Below are 21272 nucleotides of genomic sequence, written 5' to 3'. Positions count from 1 at the left end.
TCACAGAGTATTCCGAAGATGAGCAAAATATTGTATGAAAACCTCGATTTGTCATTCTGACAAAGGAGGAACCTCGACAGCCATTATCCCGATCTAAAGGAATTGCTTCCGCACGTCAGTATGACAAAATAGGTCGTGTTATCAGCAACAAAACCCAATATTTCAACAACGTTCCCGCGGCGGCTAAGAACTTTTACACAGGCGACTGCCAAACGGCTCAAATATAGCTTAAAGACCTAAAGGAGCGCTAGTTGTCCTTTTAAGAATATTTTATACTATCAAAAATGAATGTGAAATTATTTGCGACGGCACGCATTATGAAAGAGATTGATAAGACTGAGGTATAAATTACAATTTTTTATGCCTCTATCCAATTTTAGATTATGTCACTATTTTTTGAATTAGCAAACCGAATAAACTATAATAAGTACTACAAAATAAACAAAAATAATTTCGTTTTATTTCGTTTATATTTTAATTTAAATACATTTCATACAAAATAAAACGAATCAAGAAAAAATTCATAATACTTCTTCTTTTTTTAGTTTAATATCCGGTGGTACAAAAAAATCAGCAACTGAAAACAAGAAACCAATTATATTATTGATTGTTTTAGATGATCAAGGTTATGCTGATTTCTCCCCTTTTAAAAATTATGACGCTACTATTTTAATGCTTAACATATCCCGTTTAGGCAGAGCTGGAACTATTTTTACGCAAGCTTATTAGACCGCTGTTCGAAAGTTGATAATTTATAATTTCGCTTTTAGTAGCAATCTCTCATAAATAAATTGATTTTCTATTAGGAATTAAACCAAGCAGTTTCGATTCTGAATTATTCACTAAATTGGAATTCATGTTTAATTTTCATTGATTTATTAAGAAAAATTAAATTTTTAGAAATTATATTTCTTTAATAAAAAACACAACAGCACCTACCAGTTTTTTGTAACTTGCAGAAAATTAAGTCTTTTTCTATGAAAATAATATCGATTCAAAATAATCTTGGAATACCAAAATACAAGCAGATTGTCACGTCAATTGAGAAAGCAATAGAAAATGGAAAAATAATAAAAGGTGATCGTCTCCCATCTATAAATAAACTTTGTTTAGAATTTTCATTATCCAGGGATACCGTCCTACAAGCATATGAAGAGTTAAAAAAAAGAGGGATTATCTACGCTATTCTTGGCAAGGGATATTATATAAAGAGCGCAGAGATAACCATAAAACAAAAAATATTCTTGTTGTTTGATGAATTTAATAGTTTCAAGGAAGATATTTACAATTCATTTTTAAATAATATCGGAAAAGATGTTCACATTGATATTTATTTCCACCATTTTAATATTGAAATGTTTAGAAAATTAATCAATGAAAGCAACGGTAACTATACCAAGTATATCATCATGCCTACTAATTTACCCTATGCGGCTTCCGTTATAAAAACCCTACCAGCAAAAGAGGTGTTTATACTGGACCAAACTAATCATGACTTGCGATCCTTCCCCGCCGTATTTCAAAATCATAAGAAAGACATTTATGATGCTCTTTTAAAAGGAAAACTACATTTAAATAAATACAATAAACTAGTTCTAATTTTTCCAGGATTCCGAGAACCATTAGGCATGAAAGAAGGATTTGTTAATTTCTGCCACGATTTCACTTTCGAATATCTGGTAATAAACGAATTTGTAGATCGAGAGATAACAATTGGTGAAGTTTATATTATCCCGAATGACAGAGATTTGGTCTCTGTTATCGAAAAATCAAAACTTCAAAAATTGCAACTAGGAAACGATTTCGGAATTATATCATATAATGAAACTCCACTAAAAAAAGTGGTAGAAAACGGGATCACAACTATTTCTACAGATTTCGAAGCGATGGGAAAAATAGTAGCCACAATGCTTTTGAAGGGAAAAAAAGACCAAATAGAAAACAAAAGTGACCTAATCATAAGGAATTCATTGTGAAATAAAATTATCACTTTATCGAATCAGTTGTATTACTCTTTTATTTATGATGAAATTAATGTTTCTTTTTTTTAAAAGAAAAAAAGTTAAAAAGTTATTCTGTTTTTTTGAGCTTTAAGTGGTCAAATTTTTTCAGAATAACTTTTTAACTAATACGATTAATAATACCTTTCTCAATAAATTAAAAATTAATAAAAAAGAAAGAATTACTCGCCAGGATGGTATATACGTTCTGCATTTTTTTGAACATCTTCTTTGTAAAACAAGACGTCTTTGAATTGTCCTTTTTCATACATTTCAGCTTGATCCATAAAATGTTTAGATTTAGGATTTCCACTATTTCCGCCTGCTAGTAAAGACTTGGCTCTTACTTTTTCTCCAAATTCTACTACACATACAAAACTATTTCCACTAAATCCGTATCTCTTATTAGTATCTTTCTGATAGGTACTTTTATAAGAAGGTAAACTACCCCATAAAGAGGAAGTATATGCTATCGGATAACTTTCTAATTGGTCATCATAAGACAAATCTATAGCACCAGACAATCTTTGAAAACGATTTATTTCACCCCATGGAATTTGCCACTTTCCAAATTTACTTTTTAACTCTTGAATAACTAGTTGGAGGTGAGGAAGCATTTGTTCCGCTGTAGCATTTGCAGCAAAGAATTTTGCGTTTTCGACTTGATCCCTTCCCTCATTTATATACACTTTTTGCAATTCACTATCTAGCTTAGATGCCCATTCAACAGCAAGTGTTGTGGCAACTGAATTCGAATTCGAATAATAATTCCACTTTTTCAATTCTTCCATAGGCTCCGTCAAATCTGAATAAATAGAATTGTTTTGTTTTACATCCTTATCATATGATGCTATTAAAGCTGGAATCATTACTTCAAAAAATGCCAAATAAGTATTATATCCGTCAGCAATCACTTTATCTAAGGTGTATTTTTCTCCTTTAGATAAAAGACGAACTGCGTTTATTCCCCTGAAATTCTCTCCATCTGGAGCCATATATTTTGGATAATTTTCTTTCTTTGGACTATCAGTGCCTGATACTGTATAAGGAGTTGAATTACAATTTTGTAACCAACCATTTTTAGGGTTGTATAAATGAACACTTTCCGAAACAGAATGTAGTCCTTTCCATTCAGTTGCCGAAGTAGTCCCATCGACTGCTTTGGCCCAATTGAATTTTGTATCTCTGACCGGAATAAAATTACCGTGCCAATAAGCGATATTCCCGCCCCTATCAGCATAAACCGTATTGTTTGAAGTATTAGCGGTCATATCCATTGCCTTTTTATAATCTTTAAATCCTTCGGCTTTAGTTCTTATCCAACTTTGTTCCAAACTTTTCATCGAACGATTATTCGACTTTAAGCTAATCCATTTCCCATCTCTCTTCGCCATGATAGGACCGTGAATTGTGAAATAGGTGTTAAATGTCTTAGTAGTTAATTTTCCATTATCCAAATATTTTATAATAATAAATTTTTCCTTTACAGGCATTATTTTTTTGTCATATTCATAGAAAAGCTTATCGTTTTTCGTTATTATATTCTCCGTATAAACATCGGCTACGTCTACATTTGAAGAGGTATGCATCCAGCCGCAATTCTCATTAAAACCTTGGTAAATAAAAAATTGTCCCCAAGTAACTGCTCCATAAGCTGACAATCCTTCTTCACTGGTGATTTGGATTTCGGGTCTGAAATAAAAAGAAGTATGCGGATTGATGTAAAGTATTGCATTTCCAGATGCAGTTTTTGATGGCGCAAAAGCAAAACCGTTAGAGCCAGTTTGCATATCTTTTACTTTTTCTAAATAACTGTAACTGTCATTTTCTCCATAGAAATCTTTAAGCTCTCCAAGAGTAATATCCCCAGTACTAATAGCTCCAATACTTCCATCTGTCCAAAGTAATGGATACCAAGGCTCAAAACGCTTTAACATTAATGGCTTTACCTCAGGGTGTTTGTAGAGATAATAGTTGATACCATCGGCATAGCTATCTAATAATTTTTTTAACCACGGTTTTGCTTTCTTATAATCATCTTTTGCTTCATTTTCATCTATCAAGAGTCGTGTTTCTAGATCATTATATAGAAAAGATTGCCCTTTCACTTCCGCTAGGCGACCTAGCTTTTCTATATAATTCATTTCAATACGCGTAAAGTCATCTTCACATTGTGCGTAAAGCATTCCAAATACCGCATCGGCATCGGTTTTTCCGTAGACATGGGCGATTCCCCAGTTGTCCCGCATAATTGTTACTTTTGAAGCTAATTTTTCTAGGCGATTAACTTCTATAGCAGTTGTGTTTTGAGATAAGGCTTGAAAACAAACACAAAAAAAAAGCAGTGTCCATTTTAAATAACAGTTATAATTCTTCATTTCTGTAAAAATTTTAAAGATTAAATGTATGTTTTTAATATAACGATCAATTTAAAAAAAACCATCAACTGGAGTTGATGGTTTTGCTAGTAAATAACAATAATTTAGAATTTATAACTTATCCTAGCGTAGACAAATCTACCACTAAATCCAAATTGAGATACTCTATCTGGATAAGTATATTGATTTCCACTACTTAAATCAATTGTAGATGGAGCAGCAGTATAATCAAGAGCTCCATTAACTAATCGTGGTCTAACAGCACTTATTGGACCAAGATTTTTATCTGGATAGATGTCAAAAATGTTGTTTGATCCCACAACTAACTTCATAGCTTCAGTAATTTTATAACCAACAGCGAAGTCGGTTGTGATTTTTGCTCCCCAAACAGGATGTTCAACTTCAACGGCTTGACCGTTTATTATAGTACCTTCTACTCTTCCATCTCTATTTGCATCCACAGTATTTGGACTAGTAACTTCTCCAAAATAAACGTTCATCAAGAAAAAATCAAACTTGTTTAAAACAAGACTATTGGTTAAATTAGCTTTAATTCTTGGGATAGCTTCTTCTAAATAAACTCTACTACTTTCAGAGAAATAGTTATTTAGCTGACCATTATCTTGCAATATTTGAGAAGCGTGAATATTCCCCACTCTCTTAGTACCAGAAAAGGTAGCTGATAAATCATTCTTTAATGAAATTCCATCTCCTAAATTAGCTTTTTGACTAATCACTACGTCAATTCCTTTTGATTTAGTATCAATAGCATTCGCAAAAAACGTTGCAGATGTTGCGCCTGCTCCATCAAATAATCCTTGTAAAACATATTGTGGAGATCCAGAAGCAGGTGTTCCTGCAGGTCTGGAAAAAGAACTCGTAAGAACAACTCTGTCCTTTACATTTACTACATAAGCATCAGCCGTCAAGGTAAGATTAGCACTAGGAATTTTAGCAGTAAAACCAATACTTCCACTTTTTGAAACTTCTTGCTTTAATTGAGGGATTCCTACTAATTTTGCCATCTGGGAATCATTGCTAAATGTTCCTATTTCCGATGGAACTCCATTTGAAAATAATGTGGCAGTCGTACTAAAATAGATTTGATGTAAAGAAGGAGCTCTAAAACCATTAGACAATGCTCCCCGTAAATTAATATTGTTAGTTAATTTATAACGAGATGCCAATTTGAAATTCGTGGTATTTCCAAAATCAGAATAGTTTTCAAAACGAACAGCACCATTTAAAAGTAATTTCTCGGTAATATCTAGTTCTACATCAGTATAAAGGGCCATGCTATTACGTCCTTTACTTACCACATTTGCAGGTCTGAAACCCGAAAATACTTGAGAACCTCCAGGTCTAAGATTTCCAAAAAAATCTGTAACTCTTATATTATTTGGTACAGTTCCTGTTACTGTATTGCCATTGATGTCGTAAAGGCTATATGAGTCAGGCTGTCCCCCATCGATGTTGTAATTTTCAATCCTATATTCAGTACCAAAAGCTAAGTTTAATCCTTTTAAGACATCATATTTTCTATTAATGTCAAAGTTAGCTGTGTTTTGATAAAAGCCAAATCCACCTGCTTCAAATTCTTTTGGTGAATTCTCTCTCATTGAAGCGTTCACTGTATTCTGTATATGAAAATCAAATGTATTCTTTCCATATGTATTACTTAAATCAAAATTCCAATTTTCAAATACTTTACCTTTAATACCTGTCGCTATTGATACATCATTTACAGTAGAGCTAATTTCTGGTAAAAATCCATTAGGATATAATTTTGGATAAGATGAAAAAGCATTAGGTAATCTATAGTTTCCTGAAGACAAACCATCTCTAAAACTAGTTCCTCCAAAAGCATACACCTCTATATTATCATTAATAGGATAAGCGGCATTCACAAAAAATTGCATACTCTTTAATGCCGACTGACCTATTCTCATATTAAAATCTTTTCTTTCAAGTCCTCGATAGGCTAATTCTCCCGCAGTTGCGTCAAAATTTAATGCTGCTTGCATTTCCGAAATTGACGCAGCATTACTGATTGCAGTTTGTTGCGAAGGACTGAAATAATTTATCTGAGGAGCATACGTTTTAATTTCTGATAGTATTTGAGATGTGTTGGGTGTATTTGTAATGTTTCCAAACAGAGAGTTAATATTTGTTCCTGCTTCAGTTGCTCTTTGATCAATCGCATTATAAGCGTTGTAAATATTACCTGTTCTATTACTAGCTCTACTATACGCCTCTCTAACTTGAAAGCTACCCGTTAAATTGATAAAACTTTTTTCCTTCCCCAGTCCCGCTCCGTAATTCATATCTAACTGATATCTACTACCATCATTTCCTCCGGTATTATTGTTTGATCCTTTTGAAAAATTACTACCTCCATAAAGCATTACATCAAATTGTTTGTTTGTGTTTTTCTTCAAACCTAAATTGATGACCCCTGCAATGGCATCAGAGCCATATTGTGCCGATGCACCATCTCTAAGCACTTCTATTTTTTCCAGTGCAAAAGCGGGAATTGCATTTAAATCAGTTCCAACTGATCCTCTACCCACGGTTCCATTATTATTTACTAGTGAAGAGGTGTGCCTTCTTTTCCCGTTTACCAACACTAGAACTTGGTCTGGCCCTAAGCCTCTTAACTGAGCAGGGTCAATATGGTCGGTTCCGTCTGCGGCCGTTTGAGTATTTGAGGTAAATGAAGGCGCCACCATGTTTAATATTTGGTTCAGGTTGGTTTGCGATCCTTTAGTAACAATTTCCCTCATACTAATGACATCTATAGGAACAGCAGATTCAGTTACTGTTCTAGTAGGATTGCGCGATCCAATCACGACTTCTTCAAGTTTTTGGCCAGTCTCACTTAAAATAATCGTACGTGGAACATTTCCAATGGCTACCTCTTGCGTGGCCATCCCAATGAAAGAAACAATAAGTTTAGTGTCGTTTTCAGAAACGTTGATGCTGAAACTACCATCAGCATCAGTCTGAGTGCTATTTCGTGTGCCTTTAACAACAATATTAGCACCAGGAATTGATAGTCCTTTTTCATCTATTACTTTTCCTTTTATTTGCTTTTGTACAGCTAATGAAATTGTTACCTCTTTAGCTTTTTTTGCTTTGGAAACAAATGAAATAGTTTTTCCTTCTATCATCCACTTAATAGGTTGATTAACAAAAACCTGTTCTAACACATTCTCGATTGGAGTGTTTACTAAATTTAGAGAAATGGTTTTAAAATCTTTTAGAAGAGCAACATCGTAGAAAAAAACATAATCGGTTTGGTCTTTAATTACCGACAATACTTTTTTAATAGCGACGTTTTTTCCAGAAAAAGTAACTGTTTGCGAAGATACTGCTGCTGTAACTTGTAACGTTAGAACTAAAAATAAAATTGTAGCTAATTTCATAATTTTTAAGATTTTTGATGTTAGCGAACAACTTTTTGGCTCATTTTTTGATAATAAATTCATACTTTAGTAATGGTTTTGGTTAATAATAAATTCTCCTTGCTTGGTTTATCTATCTATTTTTCCATAACTATTCCCTTTTTAGGAATAAGCCAGCAATGCTTCCAACATCTGCTGGCTTTTTTTATGGATAGTAAATAGTTTTTTTTAAAATAAAAAATAGATTTCTTTTTTCTAAATTTTCAGGGCATCACTCGCAGTGTTTTTCCCTCGATTTTTAAATGTATGCCGCTATTTTCTAAAATTTTTAATACTTGTGATAATTGTAAATTTCTTTGTATTTCACCTTCAAATATTCTAGGTTTTATCCCTTTTTCAAACACAATATCTATATCATACCAACGACTTAATTGACGCAATACCATTTCAAGACTCGCATTCTCAAAGAAAAACGTTCCATTTTTCCATCCTATAATTTGATCTAAATTCACGTTATTGTTGATCACAATAGTTCCTGACTTTTGTTTTTCGGCTTGTTGCCCTGGCTTTAATAAAACGCTCACATTTTTTTTGCTAATCAAAACGCTTCCTTCGAAAAGAGTGGTGTTCACTGATTTTTCATCTTCATAGGCATTTACGTTAAAATGTGTACCCAATACATTTACTTGCATATCATTAACGGAAACCATAAAAGGCCTAGATTTATCTTTGGCTACTTCAAAATAAACTTCTCCAGTTATAGAGACTTTTCGTTCCTTCCCGGAAAAAGAGGTAGGGAAAGTAATAGAGGACGAGGCGTTGAGCCATACTTTTGTTCCATCTGATAATTGTAGATTATATTGGCGCGCTCTGGGAGTGGTCATAGTGTTATAAACGGTTTGAGCATTTGAATCGGCGGTATACACAATTCCATCATTTTTTTTGATAATGGCTGTATTTTGTTGATTTGCTAATAATCCGTTTCTTACGTCATCTAAAACAATTACAGAACCATTGGAAAGGGTTAGTATGGCACCGGTCTTTCCTGGTTTTTTGTCATTGATTTCTTTTGACGCAACGACCGTTGGAGCTAAATTGCTCTTTTGAAAAAATATAAGAGTTCCTAAGCCAATCATAAGGAAAACACTAGCAGCAACAGCAATTTTTCTCCAATTCAATTGAGTTAAAATAGAGGAAGGTAAATCCTCTACGTTTGACGAAGCATCCATTTTTTCTCTAAGTGCTGTAATGAATTCTTCAGTAACTTCAGAAGTGACTTCAGGAATTTCTACAGTATCATAATTCTCTTGAAGAATATCATTGAGTTGATCAGAGTATAAAGGATTATCAAGCATGGAGAGCAGCATTGCTTTACCTTGTGGGGAAATCTCCCCTGAGACAAACTGCTCCATAAGTTTTTTTAACACTTCGTTTTGAAACATAAGTATACGGTTTTGTGCCTGCTTTATATGGCTTTCAAATATAAAGACGCAGATTGATTGTTAAAGTGGCAATGAAAAATGAAAATTTATGAAAAAAAAAGTAAACCGGATAAAAATAATGTCAACAAATCCATATTATATTTCTGGTGTAGATAGTTTCTTAGGAAATTTAAAGATTGTAACAAGTGCCATCGAACGGTTCTCGGGGCGATGCCAAGTTTTTTGCTAATGTAGTTTGCGTCTCTACCTTCCATGCGACTTAGCAGGAAAACAGAACGTCTAGGTTCTTGCAAAAGTGTGGTCCCTTCATTAATAATTTCCGTTAATTCTTTAAACTCATATTGCTCGTCTGGATTGAAAAATAGCTCCTGTAACTTTTCCCCTTTGAGGGAATTTGTTTCAATAAGTTTTTTTCGAATATGACTAATGATTAAATTTCGACTGACAATAAAAAGATAATTTTCAAAGTTATTTACTTCGGATAGCTTCTTGCGTTTTTCCCAAATCTGTATAAAAACATCTTGTGTCAATTCTTGGGCAATTGGATAGGATTTTACGTAGCTAAGCGCATGATGAAGTACTTTCTGCCAGTTTTTTTCTACAAGTTGTGTATAAACCACCTGATTTCCAGCTGCCACCTCTGACAAAAAGTTAGATTCATTCAAAAAAATTAGCTGGGAGTTCATTGATGTTATTCAAAATTTTTTAATCTTAAAGTAGTAAGATAATCGCAAACTTAACTAAAATTAATAAGTTTAGTTAAAAAATTAATAAATAAAGCTCTAACTTTTTGACACCTTTTTGTGTTCAAATCTAAAATTTTTAATTCAAAAAATTTTTTTTCAACACGAAGCCTCTTTCTTTGTAGAATTAGAACTACAGCAACTACTTATCAAACAGTTAGATGTGTTTTATTTTTACTTATAGTTCACATTTAGTTCTTAACTTATCTGGATCCTTTCCATAATTACAAATAATCCTTTTTTTCTGTTTTAGCCTCAAAACTACATTCCTGACGCATAGGAAGATTTTTGCAAAACATATCGTTATATAGCTTTGCATACCCTTAACTAATTATTATTTCATTCATCACATATCTAGTACTCACAATCAAATAACTAAATAAACTTCATGATATAATCTACTGACATAGGTAATTGAATTATTTCAAATGAGTCTGAAAACAGTTCTTGCAAGTATTTAGAATCGCAAACTAATATATTACCAAAATAGATGTAAGGAGTATTAAATTTTCATCCAGTAGATAACTACTATCTTGTGACTTTTGATATCTATAATTTTAATAACGGCAATCATAATTAGGTCTAATCCATCTCTCCAAGCTTCATAGACTCGGAGTATTAGCCCATCTTGATTATCTGAAAATACGGTATGTTGATAAAAATTAGATATTTAAGACAGATATCCGCGCATATTTGGTCTGCTAATTTCTTTTCTAATTTGTCCTACGTCTATTTTTATTAACAAAAAATCGTTTAAATAAAATTTTTAGATTTTTATTTATGATTTTTATTTATTGTCATATTCCAAATAAAAAATAAACAGATTAAAGATAAAAAAACAACACTTAAGCGATGGATCATTCTATGATAAAAAACAAGCTAAATACTATCCTTATCCCTAAATCTCAAAATATATGCCGACTATGTAAGATGAGAATAAAACCTTTAATTAGCCTAATTATGTCAAGGATAATAAAAACTTCCGGGAATGATTTCTAAGCCAAATTTATTTTGGAAGCCTTGAAAGCGATAAATATCATCAAGATATTACAAAAAAAAATACGATTTACTGTCCAACCAAATTTCAATATAAAAGGGGAAAGCCATAGGGGATCTTTTTGCGATTTTTTATGTAAAAAAAGTGCTCGTTTCTAAAGATGAAATTCCAGAGGACAAACTCTCTCCTCGAATAGGTAAGCTGACTTTGGAGAATCATTTTTAAAAAAAAGTCTGGATTAGTCTGCATCAATGCGCGAGAATAATAGTCGATACCAATAATAAATGGAGCATTGTCAAACAATGTCGATTATTAGAAACTCATCGCAGCAGTCTTTATTATAAACTAAAATAGGAAAATTTAGAGAACTTGAAAATAATGTAACTACTAGGCCAAAAGTAATTTAATCCTCTATTTTATGGCTAAAGGAAACTCATGTTCTAGCTTAACGATTTAGGTTTTAAAGTGAATCGCAAACGGGTCAAACGATCGATGGAAATCATCAATTGACAAACTATTTATAGAGAACCTAAAACAACAATGAGTAATAAATAAAATAAGAAATATCCCTATTTAATCAAAGGTTTGAAGATTACCCAGATAAATCAGTGGTGGGCAACACATATCACCTTTATTTCTATGGCAAAAGAACATGAATATTTGACTGCGATTATAGATTTGTATTTAAGATTTATTTTGAACTGGAGCTTAAGCAGCACAATTTGTGTTGATTGGTGTGCTTATTTTTTGCAAGAAAGTATATAAAAGTATACTATGTCCGAAATTTTCAGTACCAATCAAGGAAGCCAATAAATCAATGAGGTTAACACTAATGTATTATTAAACAACGGAATATAAATTTATATCAATGCTAAAGGACGGTCTATGACAATATTTTAATAAAGAAATTAGGTAAGACTAACAAATACGAGAATCTATATTTACAAGCACATACTGACCGTATCATGCCATTTAGAGGACTTAAATATTATTTTTATAATACAGCGACTAGATCAGTGCCAAAAACTATAAAACGCCTTCGAATTATTATTACAAAAAAGAGGTGGCATAAAATCAGAATAACTCTTTTTGCCTTGTTCTAATAACAAAAGTCATCTCTAATTTCAATAAAAACAATAGAATAATAGAATATCAAATTAAAAACCTGTCTGAAATCATTGAGATTTCTGTATAAAAAAAGGGTACAACATAAAACAGTGTTATAGTAGTCGTAGAATAGCCGCTGCATTAAATTATACTTGAACGATCGTATCTAATGTTACAATCGCGAAATATATGAATCAACTAGGTTTGAGAAGCATATTAACTAAGAAATCCAAGGTTACAACAGATTCGAAACATAATCATTTGATTGTTCCTGATGCAGAAACCATATAATTTTAGTTTCTGAACCCTCAAAAGCGTGAGTTTCACATATTAATTATAGCTATACCATACAAGGTTTTTTATATTTATAAACGTTCTAGATTTGTTTGCAATAAAATTTAAATTATGGATCGTAAGTGATGAACTAGATAATGAAAAGACTTCATCAGCAATACCGAAAACCGCTGTTACCAATAAAAATCATTCGAGAAAATTGATATTTCATTGTAACGGAAGTATATAATAAGGCGGTAAAACATTCGGAAACTTGATTGATTCTCAAAAGATCATCACAAAAAATAGGAGTTAAAAAGGGAATTGTTGGGATCTTACAGTTGCTAAAAGCTTCTTCAAAACTTTCAAAACAGAACAGATTAATTGAAACATGATTTAGAAAAAAGATAAAATGAAACTTGAAATCTTTGAATATTTTGAATTTTAGTACAACAGATAACGCAGACTTTCCTATTAAAAATACATAACAATAGTAAAGTTTTGCAATCAAAAAATAGTTTTAAAAATGTAACTAATATTAATTTATGGTTTTCATTTGCATATCCGCTCCGTATTTATACTGATCACTATATGTGTTTTTCTAAAAAAAAGTATAAATTGTAGTGGATTCCATATTTAATTGATAGTACTTTACAAATTGATTAAAATTAAAGGAGAATATTTTGTTTAGTAAATAATTTAATTTACCCAAAATATAATTATTAAAATAAAAAATATTTATGGTGGTAAAAATTAATCTCAAAAAAGTAATTAAAAACAATAAAAAAATGGTAGCTTAACTAGATATTAGAAATATGCATGCTTTTTTTTAAATAATACCTGTTTATTTTTTCGCCATAACCACATCAAAATTCCTTTTATCTACATATTAAATTTAGAATTAAATACACAATAGCCATGAGCGTATCCAAACATAGTATTGTAATTCAAGAATTAAGAGTCACTAACCTTAATCTTATAAAGGAAAATCAAGAATTACAATTAGCCAAGGATGCTGCAGAATTACTTAATCTGAAGGCAAAATTGTTTTATGAGTTCTCTCCTATTGGACATTACAGTATTGATTGTAATGGCACTATACTACATGCTAACAACAGTGGCGCAAAACTTTTGAAAAAAAACAGTGATGACTTAATTAGTTTAAGTTTCAGCCAATTTATTAATGAAAAACATCTTACTGATTTCAACACATTTTTACTAAAAGCCAAAGAAGTTAATCCTGAAAATTTCTGCGATGTTGAATTAACTGTTAATAAAAATAATAATATTTTTGTAAAATTAAATGGCGTTTTTTTAGAAAAGGAGCAACACTATGTTATAACTGCTATATACAGAACTAAAAAAGAACAAATAAAAAAGAAAATTGAGGAAAACTCGTTTTTTTTTAAAGAAACTCAAAGAATTGGACACATTGGTTCTTACAGATACGGAATATCCACTAATTTTTTGGAAACATCTGAAGAATTGCTCGTAATTTTTGGAATAGAACTCATGAGAGATTTAACTATCAAAACATGGTTAGATGTTGTCCATCCTCAGGACAGGCAAATAATGCTGGAATACGTTAATGAATGTATTAAAAATCATATAACATTTCGTAAGGAATACAGAATTATCCGTAAAAATGACGGCCAGATTGCTTGGGTAGATGGATGGGGAGAAATTATTTTTGACGATGAAACAAATCAATATATCTTGATTGGTGTAATTCAGGATATCACTCAACGTAAATTATCTCAAGAAAAAATACAAAATGCAGAAACACGTTCGCATCGAATTTTTGAATCATCAAAAGAAGGAATTTTAATTCTTGATGCAATTACTGGTCAGATTACTGATGCAAATCCGTTCCTGATTGAATTGATTGGATTTAACTATGAAGAGTTAGTGGGTAAAGAACTTTGGGAAATTGGAGTTTTTAAAAATATTGCAGCTTCTAAAGAGGCTTTCATCGAATTACAAAACAAAGAATACATTCGATTTGAAGATATGCCATTAGAAACAAAAGCAGGAAAATCAATAGCTGTAGAGTTTGTAAGTAACGTATATATGGTTGAGTCCGATAAAGTAATTCTGTGCCACATCCGAGACATATCTGACCGAAAGAAAGTAGATGAGGCGCTACAAGAAAGTAGCCAGCTGTATTTTGCCATGTTCGAAAAAAACCAAGCACCTCAATTACTAATTGATCCTTTAAATGGAAAAATTATTGATGCAAATTCAGCAGCGGCGGGATTTTATGGTTATTCATTAAAAGAGTTCAAATCAATGAATCTATCCGATATTAGTACGTTCCCATCGGGACAAATATTAGATGAAATGAAAAAATTAACGTTAGCGGGTCAATCTTATTTCCAATTTATTCATAAATTGGCATCAGGTGAAACTTGTGATGTTGAAATTTATACCAGCCCATTATTAATTAGTGGACAAAGTTTACTAATATCGACGATCAATAATATAACAAAACGTAAACTTGAAGAAGAGCGATTAGTACAATTAAATCACCAATTAAACGAAGTCAACGTTTTAAAGTCACAATTTATATCTACCGTTTCCCATGAATTCCGTACGCCTTTAGCAGGTATTCTTTCCAGTGTTCAGTTATTAAAAATTTACAATGATACTTGGGATAAGGAAAAAAAAGAAAAAATGTTTAAACAGATATTTGATGCTGTACAACATACTAAAGCGCTGCTCGACGATGTATCTCTCATTGATAAAGAACAAACGAGCAAATCTTTTTTTAGACCAACCAGCATTCAACTTCTTCCTCTAATTAATGAAATTATTGAAGAAAATTTAAATATATCTGGAACAAATCACAAAGTAATTCTTAAATCCAATTTAGATAATAAAATCTATCACATGGACGCAATTATGATTCGACATATTTTTAACAATATCATCTCTAATGCGATAAAATATAGTAGTGAAACTAAAAAAATCACTATTGATATGGATGAAACAAATAATAAAGAGATCAAATTCGTAGTAAAGGATAAAGGAATTGGAGTGCCAAATGAAGAAATAAAATATTTGTTAGAACCTTTTTATCGAGCTTCTAATATTGGAACCGTAAAAGGAACAGGTTTTGGTTTGTCTATTGTAAAAAGATTTATTGATCTTCATAATGGAAATATTTTAATTGAATCGACATTAGGTAAAGGATCAAAGATAACTATCATTTTACCCTATCTAAACCAGGAAAATACTAAAAGTGATTTTATAAATAAAATGGAACTCAACCTTGCAACTTTAAATCAGCTTTAAATATATCACTAGTCTAATTTTTTTATATGAAAAAAATTCTTATCGTAGAAGATGATGCTGTTTTAAGAGAAAATACAGCTGAATTTATTAAGGGAGAAAACTTTGAAGTTTTTGTTGCCGAAGATGGACTTGCAGGTGTCAAACAAGCTTTAAAACACTTACCAGATCTCATTCTTTGTGATATTTCAATGCCACATATGAATGGATATGATTTTTACAAAACCATTAAGCAGATTAAGTCGACCGCTACCATACCATTGGTCTTTTTTTCGGCTAGGACTGAATATGAAGATATTAGAGCAGGAATGCAGTTGGGAGCTGATGATTATATTATAAAACCTTTCGATTTTTTTGAATTGTTAAAAGTTATTAAAACACGCCTCGCCAAATACGATACCATCGAACAAATTAACGATGAAAAGTTTAATGCGCTCATCAAACATCAAAGGTTGGGTGTTTTTATATACCAAAAGGGCAAATTTTTATTTTATAATGAAACACTAGCTACCATTTTTGGTTACGATTATGATGAATTTTCTTCAATATATTTGGAGGACCTCTTTGATGATAAATATTGTAATAAATCAAAACTTCTAAACGAAATTGATCGCTGTTTAAAAGATACGAAAGGTTCTATTTCTTTCACGTTTGAAGCCCTTCACAAGACTTTGAATACAGTGTTTGTAGAGTTATTTGGATCCGTAATTACCTATAAAGGATACCCAAGTATTATAGGCAATGTAATTATATCAGACAATAAAAACCTAGCGCCATCAATACTTAAACTTACAAAAGACATTCCTACAAAACTTAGCAGTCGCGAACTTGAAGTGCTGGAATTAATCTGTAAAGGAAAATCTACTTTAGAAGCTTCTAAACTCCTTTTTCTGGGCCAGCGAACAATTGAAACATATAGGGCAAATCTTTTAGAAAAAACTGATAGTAAAAACATTGCTGAACTTATTATGTATGCTATTCGCAATAGATTAATAACAGTTAATTGATTATACTTAGCAATTAATTACCATTAACTTTTATAACATCTAAAATCATTTTTATTTTCAATTAATGTGGTTTTGATTCAAATAGATTCATAATTTTCTATTGCTCCAAATTTGGTCTTTTAATTTGGATTAATGCAAAATTAGAATTTGTAAAAACGGACAAGCAATCATTTAAAAATTCTAAAAATTAAAGTCAGTCATCAAATCCTAATTTTAGTTTCGTGTAGTAAAATATTATACTTTCCTTTTAATAATCTTCATACTTAAATTAAAGACCTCCGTATTTATACACCATATTTTTTTTCGGTTAAAAAAAAAAGTATAAATACTGATTTAATATTTATCGCAAATTTAGTTATTTGTCTGTTAATTATTCTACAAAAAACAGTACTGACCATGACCCTTTAGTTATGATTAGTTTTAGTGATAATTATTTTATAAATTATTTATTATGAAAAAAAAATTACTCTTCACCATAACAATTATTGCACTTTTACTTTTTTCAAATAAAAGCTTTAGTCAGGCTGCTAACGGAACACTTAATTTAGGAATACTTACTTCTTTTGAAGCTTACACTGGAGCTGGAGCAATTTCAAATGGAGCAGGAGCTTCGGTTAATGGTGATGTTGGTACAAATATTGGCATAATTAGCGGATTTGGTTTGCCACCAACTTATACTGGTAATACCTACAATGCTAATGATGTAACCGCTCAGTGCAAGTTCGATCTATTTAGGACATATATTCATCTTAACGATCTTTTTGTAGACTATCCTGGTACTCATGCTCCCGCTTTTGGCGGTGGAGAAACGATTACCCCAGGAGTTTATTCAACGGGAGGAGCTGGATCTTTAGGGGGAACTCTTACACTTGACGGAAAAGGAAATCCTAATGCTTTCTTCGTAATTAAATTTTATGGAGCATTTACAATAGGAGCTGGAGCAGAGGTAAAATTAACTGGTGGTACACAATCTTGTAATGTTTTTTGGATTGCTGAAGGAGCTATTTCGGTTGCGGCCAATGCTAATGTAAAAGGAACTTTATTTGCAAAGATAGGAGCAGTTGGTCTTGGCGCAGATGTTGTTCTTGAAGGAAGAATGTTTTCCATTGCTGGAGCAATAACAACTGGAGTTAACGCTGTTGCTAGTCCACCTGCTGGTATTAGCACCATTCCCATATTTTGTGAAACGGACTGTAGTCCTGCCGCTGCAGTTGATGTTTTGGGAGTTCTTTCAAACTTTGCACTTTATACTAGTTTAGGTGCTGTGGCAAATACCAGTATTTCCGGAATTGATGGCAATATTGGTTCAGATTCTGGGGCTATAAGTGGTTATGGAGATTCAGTTACTATCGGTTCTTTTAACAGTACAGATACTCTTACAGCACAAGCTAAAATAGATGTCGATAATGCTTACACTGCACTTATGGCGTTGCCAAATACAGTACTTTCTCATCCAGCAGTTTTTGGAGCGCTACTACCAAATGGAATTGGAGAAACGGTAACTCCCGGCGTTTATTTCATAGCAGGGGCAGGATCTATAGGAGGAACTGTAACCTTAGACGCTCAAAATAACCCAGATGCAATATTCGTTTTTAAATTTGCTGGTGCACTTTCAATAGGAGCACAATCAAAAATAATTTTAATTAATGGAGCCCGTCGTTGTAATGTCTTTTGGATTGGCGGAGCAGGAGTTGCCACAGGTGCTGTTAATATAGGAGCTGGCTCTGTTTTAAAAGGAACATTTTTTTCCCACGGGGGAGCATGTAACTCAGGGGCAGATGTTTTTTTAGCGGGCCGACAACTTTCAACAGGTGGAGCAGTTAATACTTATACAGGTATAATTTATAATAATCCGGTTTGCGTTACTTCTAAGTCTTTGGGGGCGCCGGTTATAATAGCAGTAGCAGAAACTGCAGCAGCGGTAAATGAGTCAACAGGGGGAACCACAACTGCCTTAACTTCAAATGATACTTATAACGGAACTGCAGTGGTTATAGGAACAGCTCCAGGAAATGTAACTCTTTCAGGAATTACAGTACCAACGGGATTAACATTAAATTTAAATGGCACCGTTACTATTGCACCTAATACACTTGCTGGGAATTATAATGTTACGTATAAAATATGTGAATTTAGCAATCTAAAAAATTGTAGTTCGATAACTTCAACTATTGTGGTTTCCGCTACTCCAGCTGCTCCAACTGTTGCCTTGGTTAAAACCGCTATTGTAAGCGGAACTGGAATTATAGGAGATGTCATTACCTATACCTTTACAGTAACTAATACAGGAAATACAACATTAACGAATGTTGTTATAACAGATCCAATGATTGGATTAACCCTGACTGGAAATCCAATTGTTTCTCTAGCCAAAGGTGCTTCTAGTTCATCTATTAAAGGCACACACATTATTACTCAAGCCGATATTGATGTGGGGAAAGTTACCAACTCTGCCACCGTTACGGCTAAAGATCCTCAAGGAAATAATATAACCGATGTTTCAGGAACATCTAATGACGACAATAATCCCACTGTCATAACATTTAACCAAAATCCATCTGTTGCCTTGGTAAAAACCGCTAATTTGAGTGGATCCGGAATACTTGGAGATAAAATCAATTATATCTTTTCTGTAACCAATACTGGAAATACTACTTTGACTAATGTTGTTGTAACGGATCCGTTGGTAGGTTTAACAATTATTGGAATCCCAATTGCATCTTTAGCACCAGGCAAAGTAGCTGTTGCAATGGCCACATATATTATCACTAAAGAAAATATTGATACAGGAAAAGTAACGAACTCAGCTACGGTAACCACCAAAGATCCTAATGGAAATGACGTAACTGATGTTTCAGGAACCTCTATTGACGATAATGATCCTACGGTAACGCTAACCCCAATTTTGACAGCCCCAATAGCAGACTTTACGCCAACAATAGATATTGATTCTGTAGTTTTTTTAATTACAGCACCAAAAAAAGATTTTGTTGTGAATATCTCTGAAATTGGCGGAGCACCATCAGTTGGTCAAGTAATCGTTAAAATCCAAAAATTATCAGCATTTACTATTACTTATGGAGCTGCAACTAGTACAGCTAATGTGTCTGGAGGCGTTGCTGTTAATAATAATAATTGGATAATAACTGAGAATTCGTCCTTTATAACAATGACTTTAAAAACAGGCTCTATTATTGGAAAAAATACATTTTCAGCTATTGGTTTTTCACTGACTCTTAAATCAGATGTGCCAACTCAAACTGTCCAATCTATTACAACTACAATTGTAAATGGTTCAGGATCTGACGGTCTAGCTAATAATAATACTACTAATACTATTGTTAAAGCTCAGTAATTATGATTATGGTTTATACAAAAAAAATATCAACGATAAAAAATAAGAAATGAGTACTCTAAATAAATTAATAGTATTCTTTTTTATCATATTTGTGTTTGTGCCAAAAGGATATTCACAAAACGCAGATCCTGCAATTGGAATTTTAATGAGTCCCTCAAGTTTGTCGAAAGATGCTAGTGGAATTTTGACTGTTACTGTGGGCAATTATGGCAACGCAACTATAGTTAGTAATTCATTACGAGTTACTATAAGTGTTGGTGCCAATGCTGAAATTCTAGGAATTGCTGCTGGAAGTGATATCCGTTGGAGTCAATTTAATTTAACTATTGGTTCTGCAAACACAATACAATTAACAAATACAGATGGCGGTTTTGGTTCGTTTGATCTTAAGGATATATTTCTTACTGTAAGAGGAAACGCAGTCAGTAGCGCTGATAATATTTTAGGAAACATCGTCTATATTGCAGGGTCCAATCCTCTATTGTGTGAAGGTTGTGCTTCACCTCCACTAAATACTTCTCAAGGAAACGCGAGTAATTCGAATGATAATTCACAAACAAGTGTAGCTGTTAGCTGCTATAAACCTGCTGAACCTGAAAAAGTGAACTGTTGGGATACTTTTGTTTTCAACACGAATACTTGTGCTTGGGATAATATTGGCGTTCAAGCAACTCAACCAGAAAAAGTGAACTGTTGGGATAACTTCGTATTCAACACAAATACTTGTGCTTGGGATAACACAGGAGTTCAAGCAGTGAAACCTGAAAAAGTGAACTGTTGGGATAACTTCGTATTCAACACGAATACTTGTGCTTGGGACAATATGGGAGTTCAAGCAACTCAACCAGAAAAAGTGAACTGTTGGGATAATTTTGTTTTCAATAGGAATACTTGTGCTTGGGACAATATGGGAGTTCAAGCTTCAAAACCAGCAAAAGTAAACTGTTGGGATACTTTTGTATTCAACACGAATACTTGTGCTTGGGATAACACAGGAGTTCAAGCAGTGAAACCTGAAAAAGTGAACTGTTGGGATACTTTTGTATTCAACACGAATACTTGTGCTTGGGATAATATTGGCGTTCAAGCAACTCAACCTGAAAAAGTGAATTGTTGGGATAACTTCGTATTCAACACGAATACTTGTGCTTGGGACAATATGGGAGTTCAAGCAGTGAAACCAGCAAAAGTAAATTGTTGGGATAATTTTGTTTTCAATAGAAATACTTGTGCTTGGGATAATACAGGAGTTCAAGCAACTCAACCAGAAAA

The 21272-nt window shown here is 32.5% G+C and carries 10 protein-coding genes; 6 read left to right on the top strand and 4 right to left on the bottom strand.

Annotated elements, in window-relative coordinates; translation table 11 throughout:
- Positions 1-603: 603 nt before the first annotated feature.
- Together BUA99_RS15480 and BUA99_RS11755 are read left to right on the top strand one after the other, a co-directional pair.
- On the top strand, positions 604-729 hold the full coding sequence (locus tag BUA99_RS15480; RefSeq protein ID WP_262487707.1) for a hypothetical protein: 126 nt from the start codon (positions 604-606) through the stop codon (positions 727-729).
- Positions 730-977: 248 nt separating this feature from the next.
- Positions 978-1976: a GntR family transcriptional regulator gene (locus BUA99_RS11755; protein ID WP_072992503.1), complete on the top strand. Its 999-nt coding sequence runs from the start codon at positions 978-980 to the stop codon at positions 1974-1976.
- Positions 1977-2182: 206 nt separating this feature from the next.
- Here the strand turns inward: BUA99_RS11755 and BUA99_RS11750 are convergent, their stop codons facing one another.
- The 4 genes from BUA99_RS11750 to BUA99_RS11735 all read right to left on the bottom strand — a co-directional run bounded on the left by BUA99_RS11750 (position 2183) and on the right by BUA99_RS11735 (position 9910).
- Positions 2183-4378: a penicillin acylase family protein gene (locus BUA99_RS11750; protein WP_072992501.1), complete on the bottom strand. Its 2196-nt coding sequence runs from the start codon at positions 4376-4378 to the stop codon at positions 2183-2185.
- 104 nt (positions 4379-4482) lie between these two features.
- Positions 4483-7803 (bottom strand): TonB-dependent receptor, encoded by a 3321-nt coding sequence (locus BUA99_RS11745; RefSeq protein ID WP_234972968.1) that lies wholly within the window; start codon positions 7801-7803, stop codon positions 4483-4485.
- A 242-nt stretch (positions 7804-8045) separates the two neighbouring features.
- Positions 8046-9224: a FecR family protein gene (locus BUA99_RS11740; RefSeq protein ID WP_072992498.1), complete on the bottom strand. Its 1179-nt coding sequence runs from the start codon at positions 9222-9224 to the stop codon at positions 8046-8048.
- An 86-nt stretch (positions 9225-9310) separates the two neighbouring features.
- Complete coding sequence (locus BUA99_RS11735; protein ID WP_072992495.1) at positions 9311-9910, bottom strand: RNA polymerase sigma factor; 600 nt, start codon at positions 9908-9910, stop codon at positions 9311-9313.
- A 3352-nt stretch (positions 9911-13262) separates the two neighbouring features.
- On the opposite strand from BUA99_RS11735, the gene BUA99_RS11730 reads away from it, so the two are divergent.
- From BUA99_RS11730 to BUA99_RS11715, 4 genes are all read left to right on the top strand, one after another.
- Positions 13263-15638, top strand: a complete 2376-nt coding sequence (locus tag BUA99_RS11730) for a PAS domain-containing sensor histidine kinase (RefSeq protein WP_072992493.1) — start codon at positions 13263-13265, stop codon at positions 15636-15638.
- 26 nt (positions 15639-15664) lie between these two features.
- Complete coding sequence (locus BUA99_RS11725) at positions 15665-16642, top strand: response regulator (protein ID WP_072992490.1); 978 nt, start codon at positions 15665-15667, stop codon at positions 16640-16642.
- Between the two features lie 451 nt (positions 16643-17093).
- Positions 17094-19997: an ice-binding family protein gene (locus tag BUA99_RS11720; RefSeq protein WP_072992487.1), complete on the top strand. Its 2904-nt coding sequence runs from the start codon at positions 17094-17096 to the stop codon at positions 19995-19997.
- A gap of 49 nt (positions 19998-20046) precedes the next feature.
- A partial coding sequence (locus BUA99_RS11715; protein ID WP_143151763.1) for a hypothetical protein occupies positions 20047-21272 on the top strand: 1226 nt, incomplete at its 3' end.

Source organism: Flavobacterium segetis (genome assembly GCF_900129575.1).
In the GTDB taxonomy this organism is placed as follows: Bacteria; Bacteroidota; Bacteroidia; order Flavobacteriales; family Flavobacteriaceae; genus Flavobacterium; species Flavobacterium segetis.
This window is presented reverse-complemented; position numbering and strand designations above follow the sequence as displayed.

Bases quoted from the DNA above. Each gene is read 5' to 3' on its own strand.
- BUA99_RS11755 (WP_072992503.1), top strand. From the start codon at position 978: ATGAAAATAATATCGATTCAAAATAATCTTGGAATACCAAAATACAAG.
- BUA99_RS11750 (WP_072992501.1), bottom strand. From the start codon at position 4,378: ATGAAGAATTATAACTGTTATTTAAAATGGACACTGCTTTTTTTTTGT.
- BUA99_RS11745 (WP_234972968.1), bottom strand. From the start codon at position 7,803: ATGAAATTAGCTACAATTTTATTTTTAGTTCTAACGTTACAAGTTACA.
- BUA99_RS11740 (WP_072992498.1), bottom strand. From the start codon at position 9,224: ATGTTTCAAAACGAAGTGTTAAAAAAACTTATGGAGCAGTTTGTCTCA.
- BUA99_RS11735 (WP_072992495.1), bottom strand. From the start codon at position 9,910: ATGAACTCCCAGCTAATTTTTTTGAATGAATCTAACTTTTTGTCAGAG.
- BUA99_RS11730 (WP_072992493.1), top strand. From the start codon at position 13,263: ATGAGCGTATCCAAACATAGTATTGTAATTCAAGAATTAAGAGTCACT.
- BUA99_RS11725 (WP_072992490.1), top strand. From the start codon at position 15,665: ATGAAAAAAATTCTTATCGTAGAAGATGATGCTGTTTTAAGAGAAAAT.
- BUA99_RS11720 (WP_072992487.1), top strand. From the start codon at position 17,094: ATGAAAAAAAAATTACTCTTCACCATAACAATTATTGCACTTTTACTT.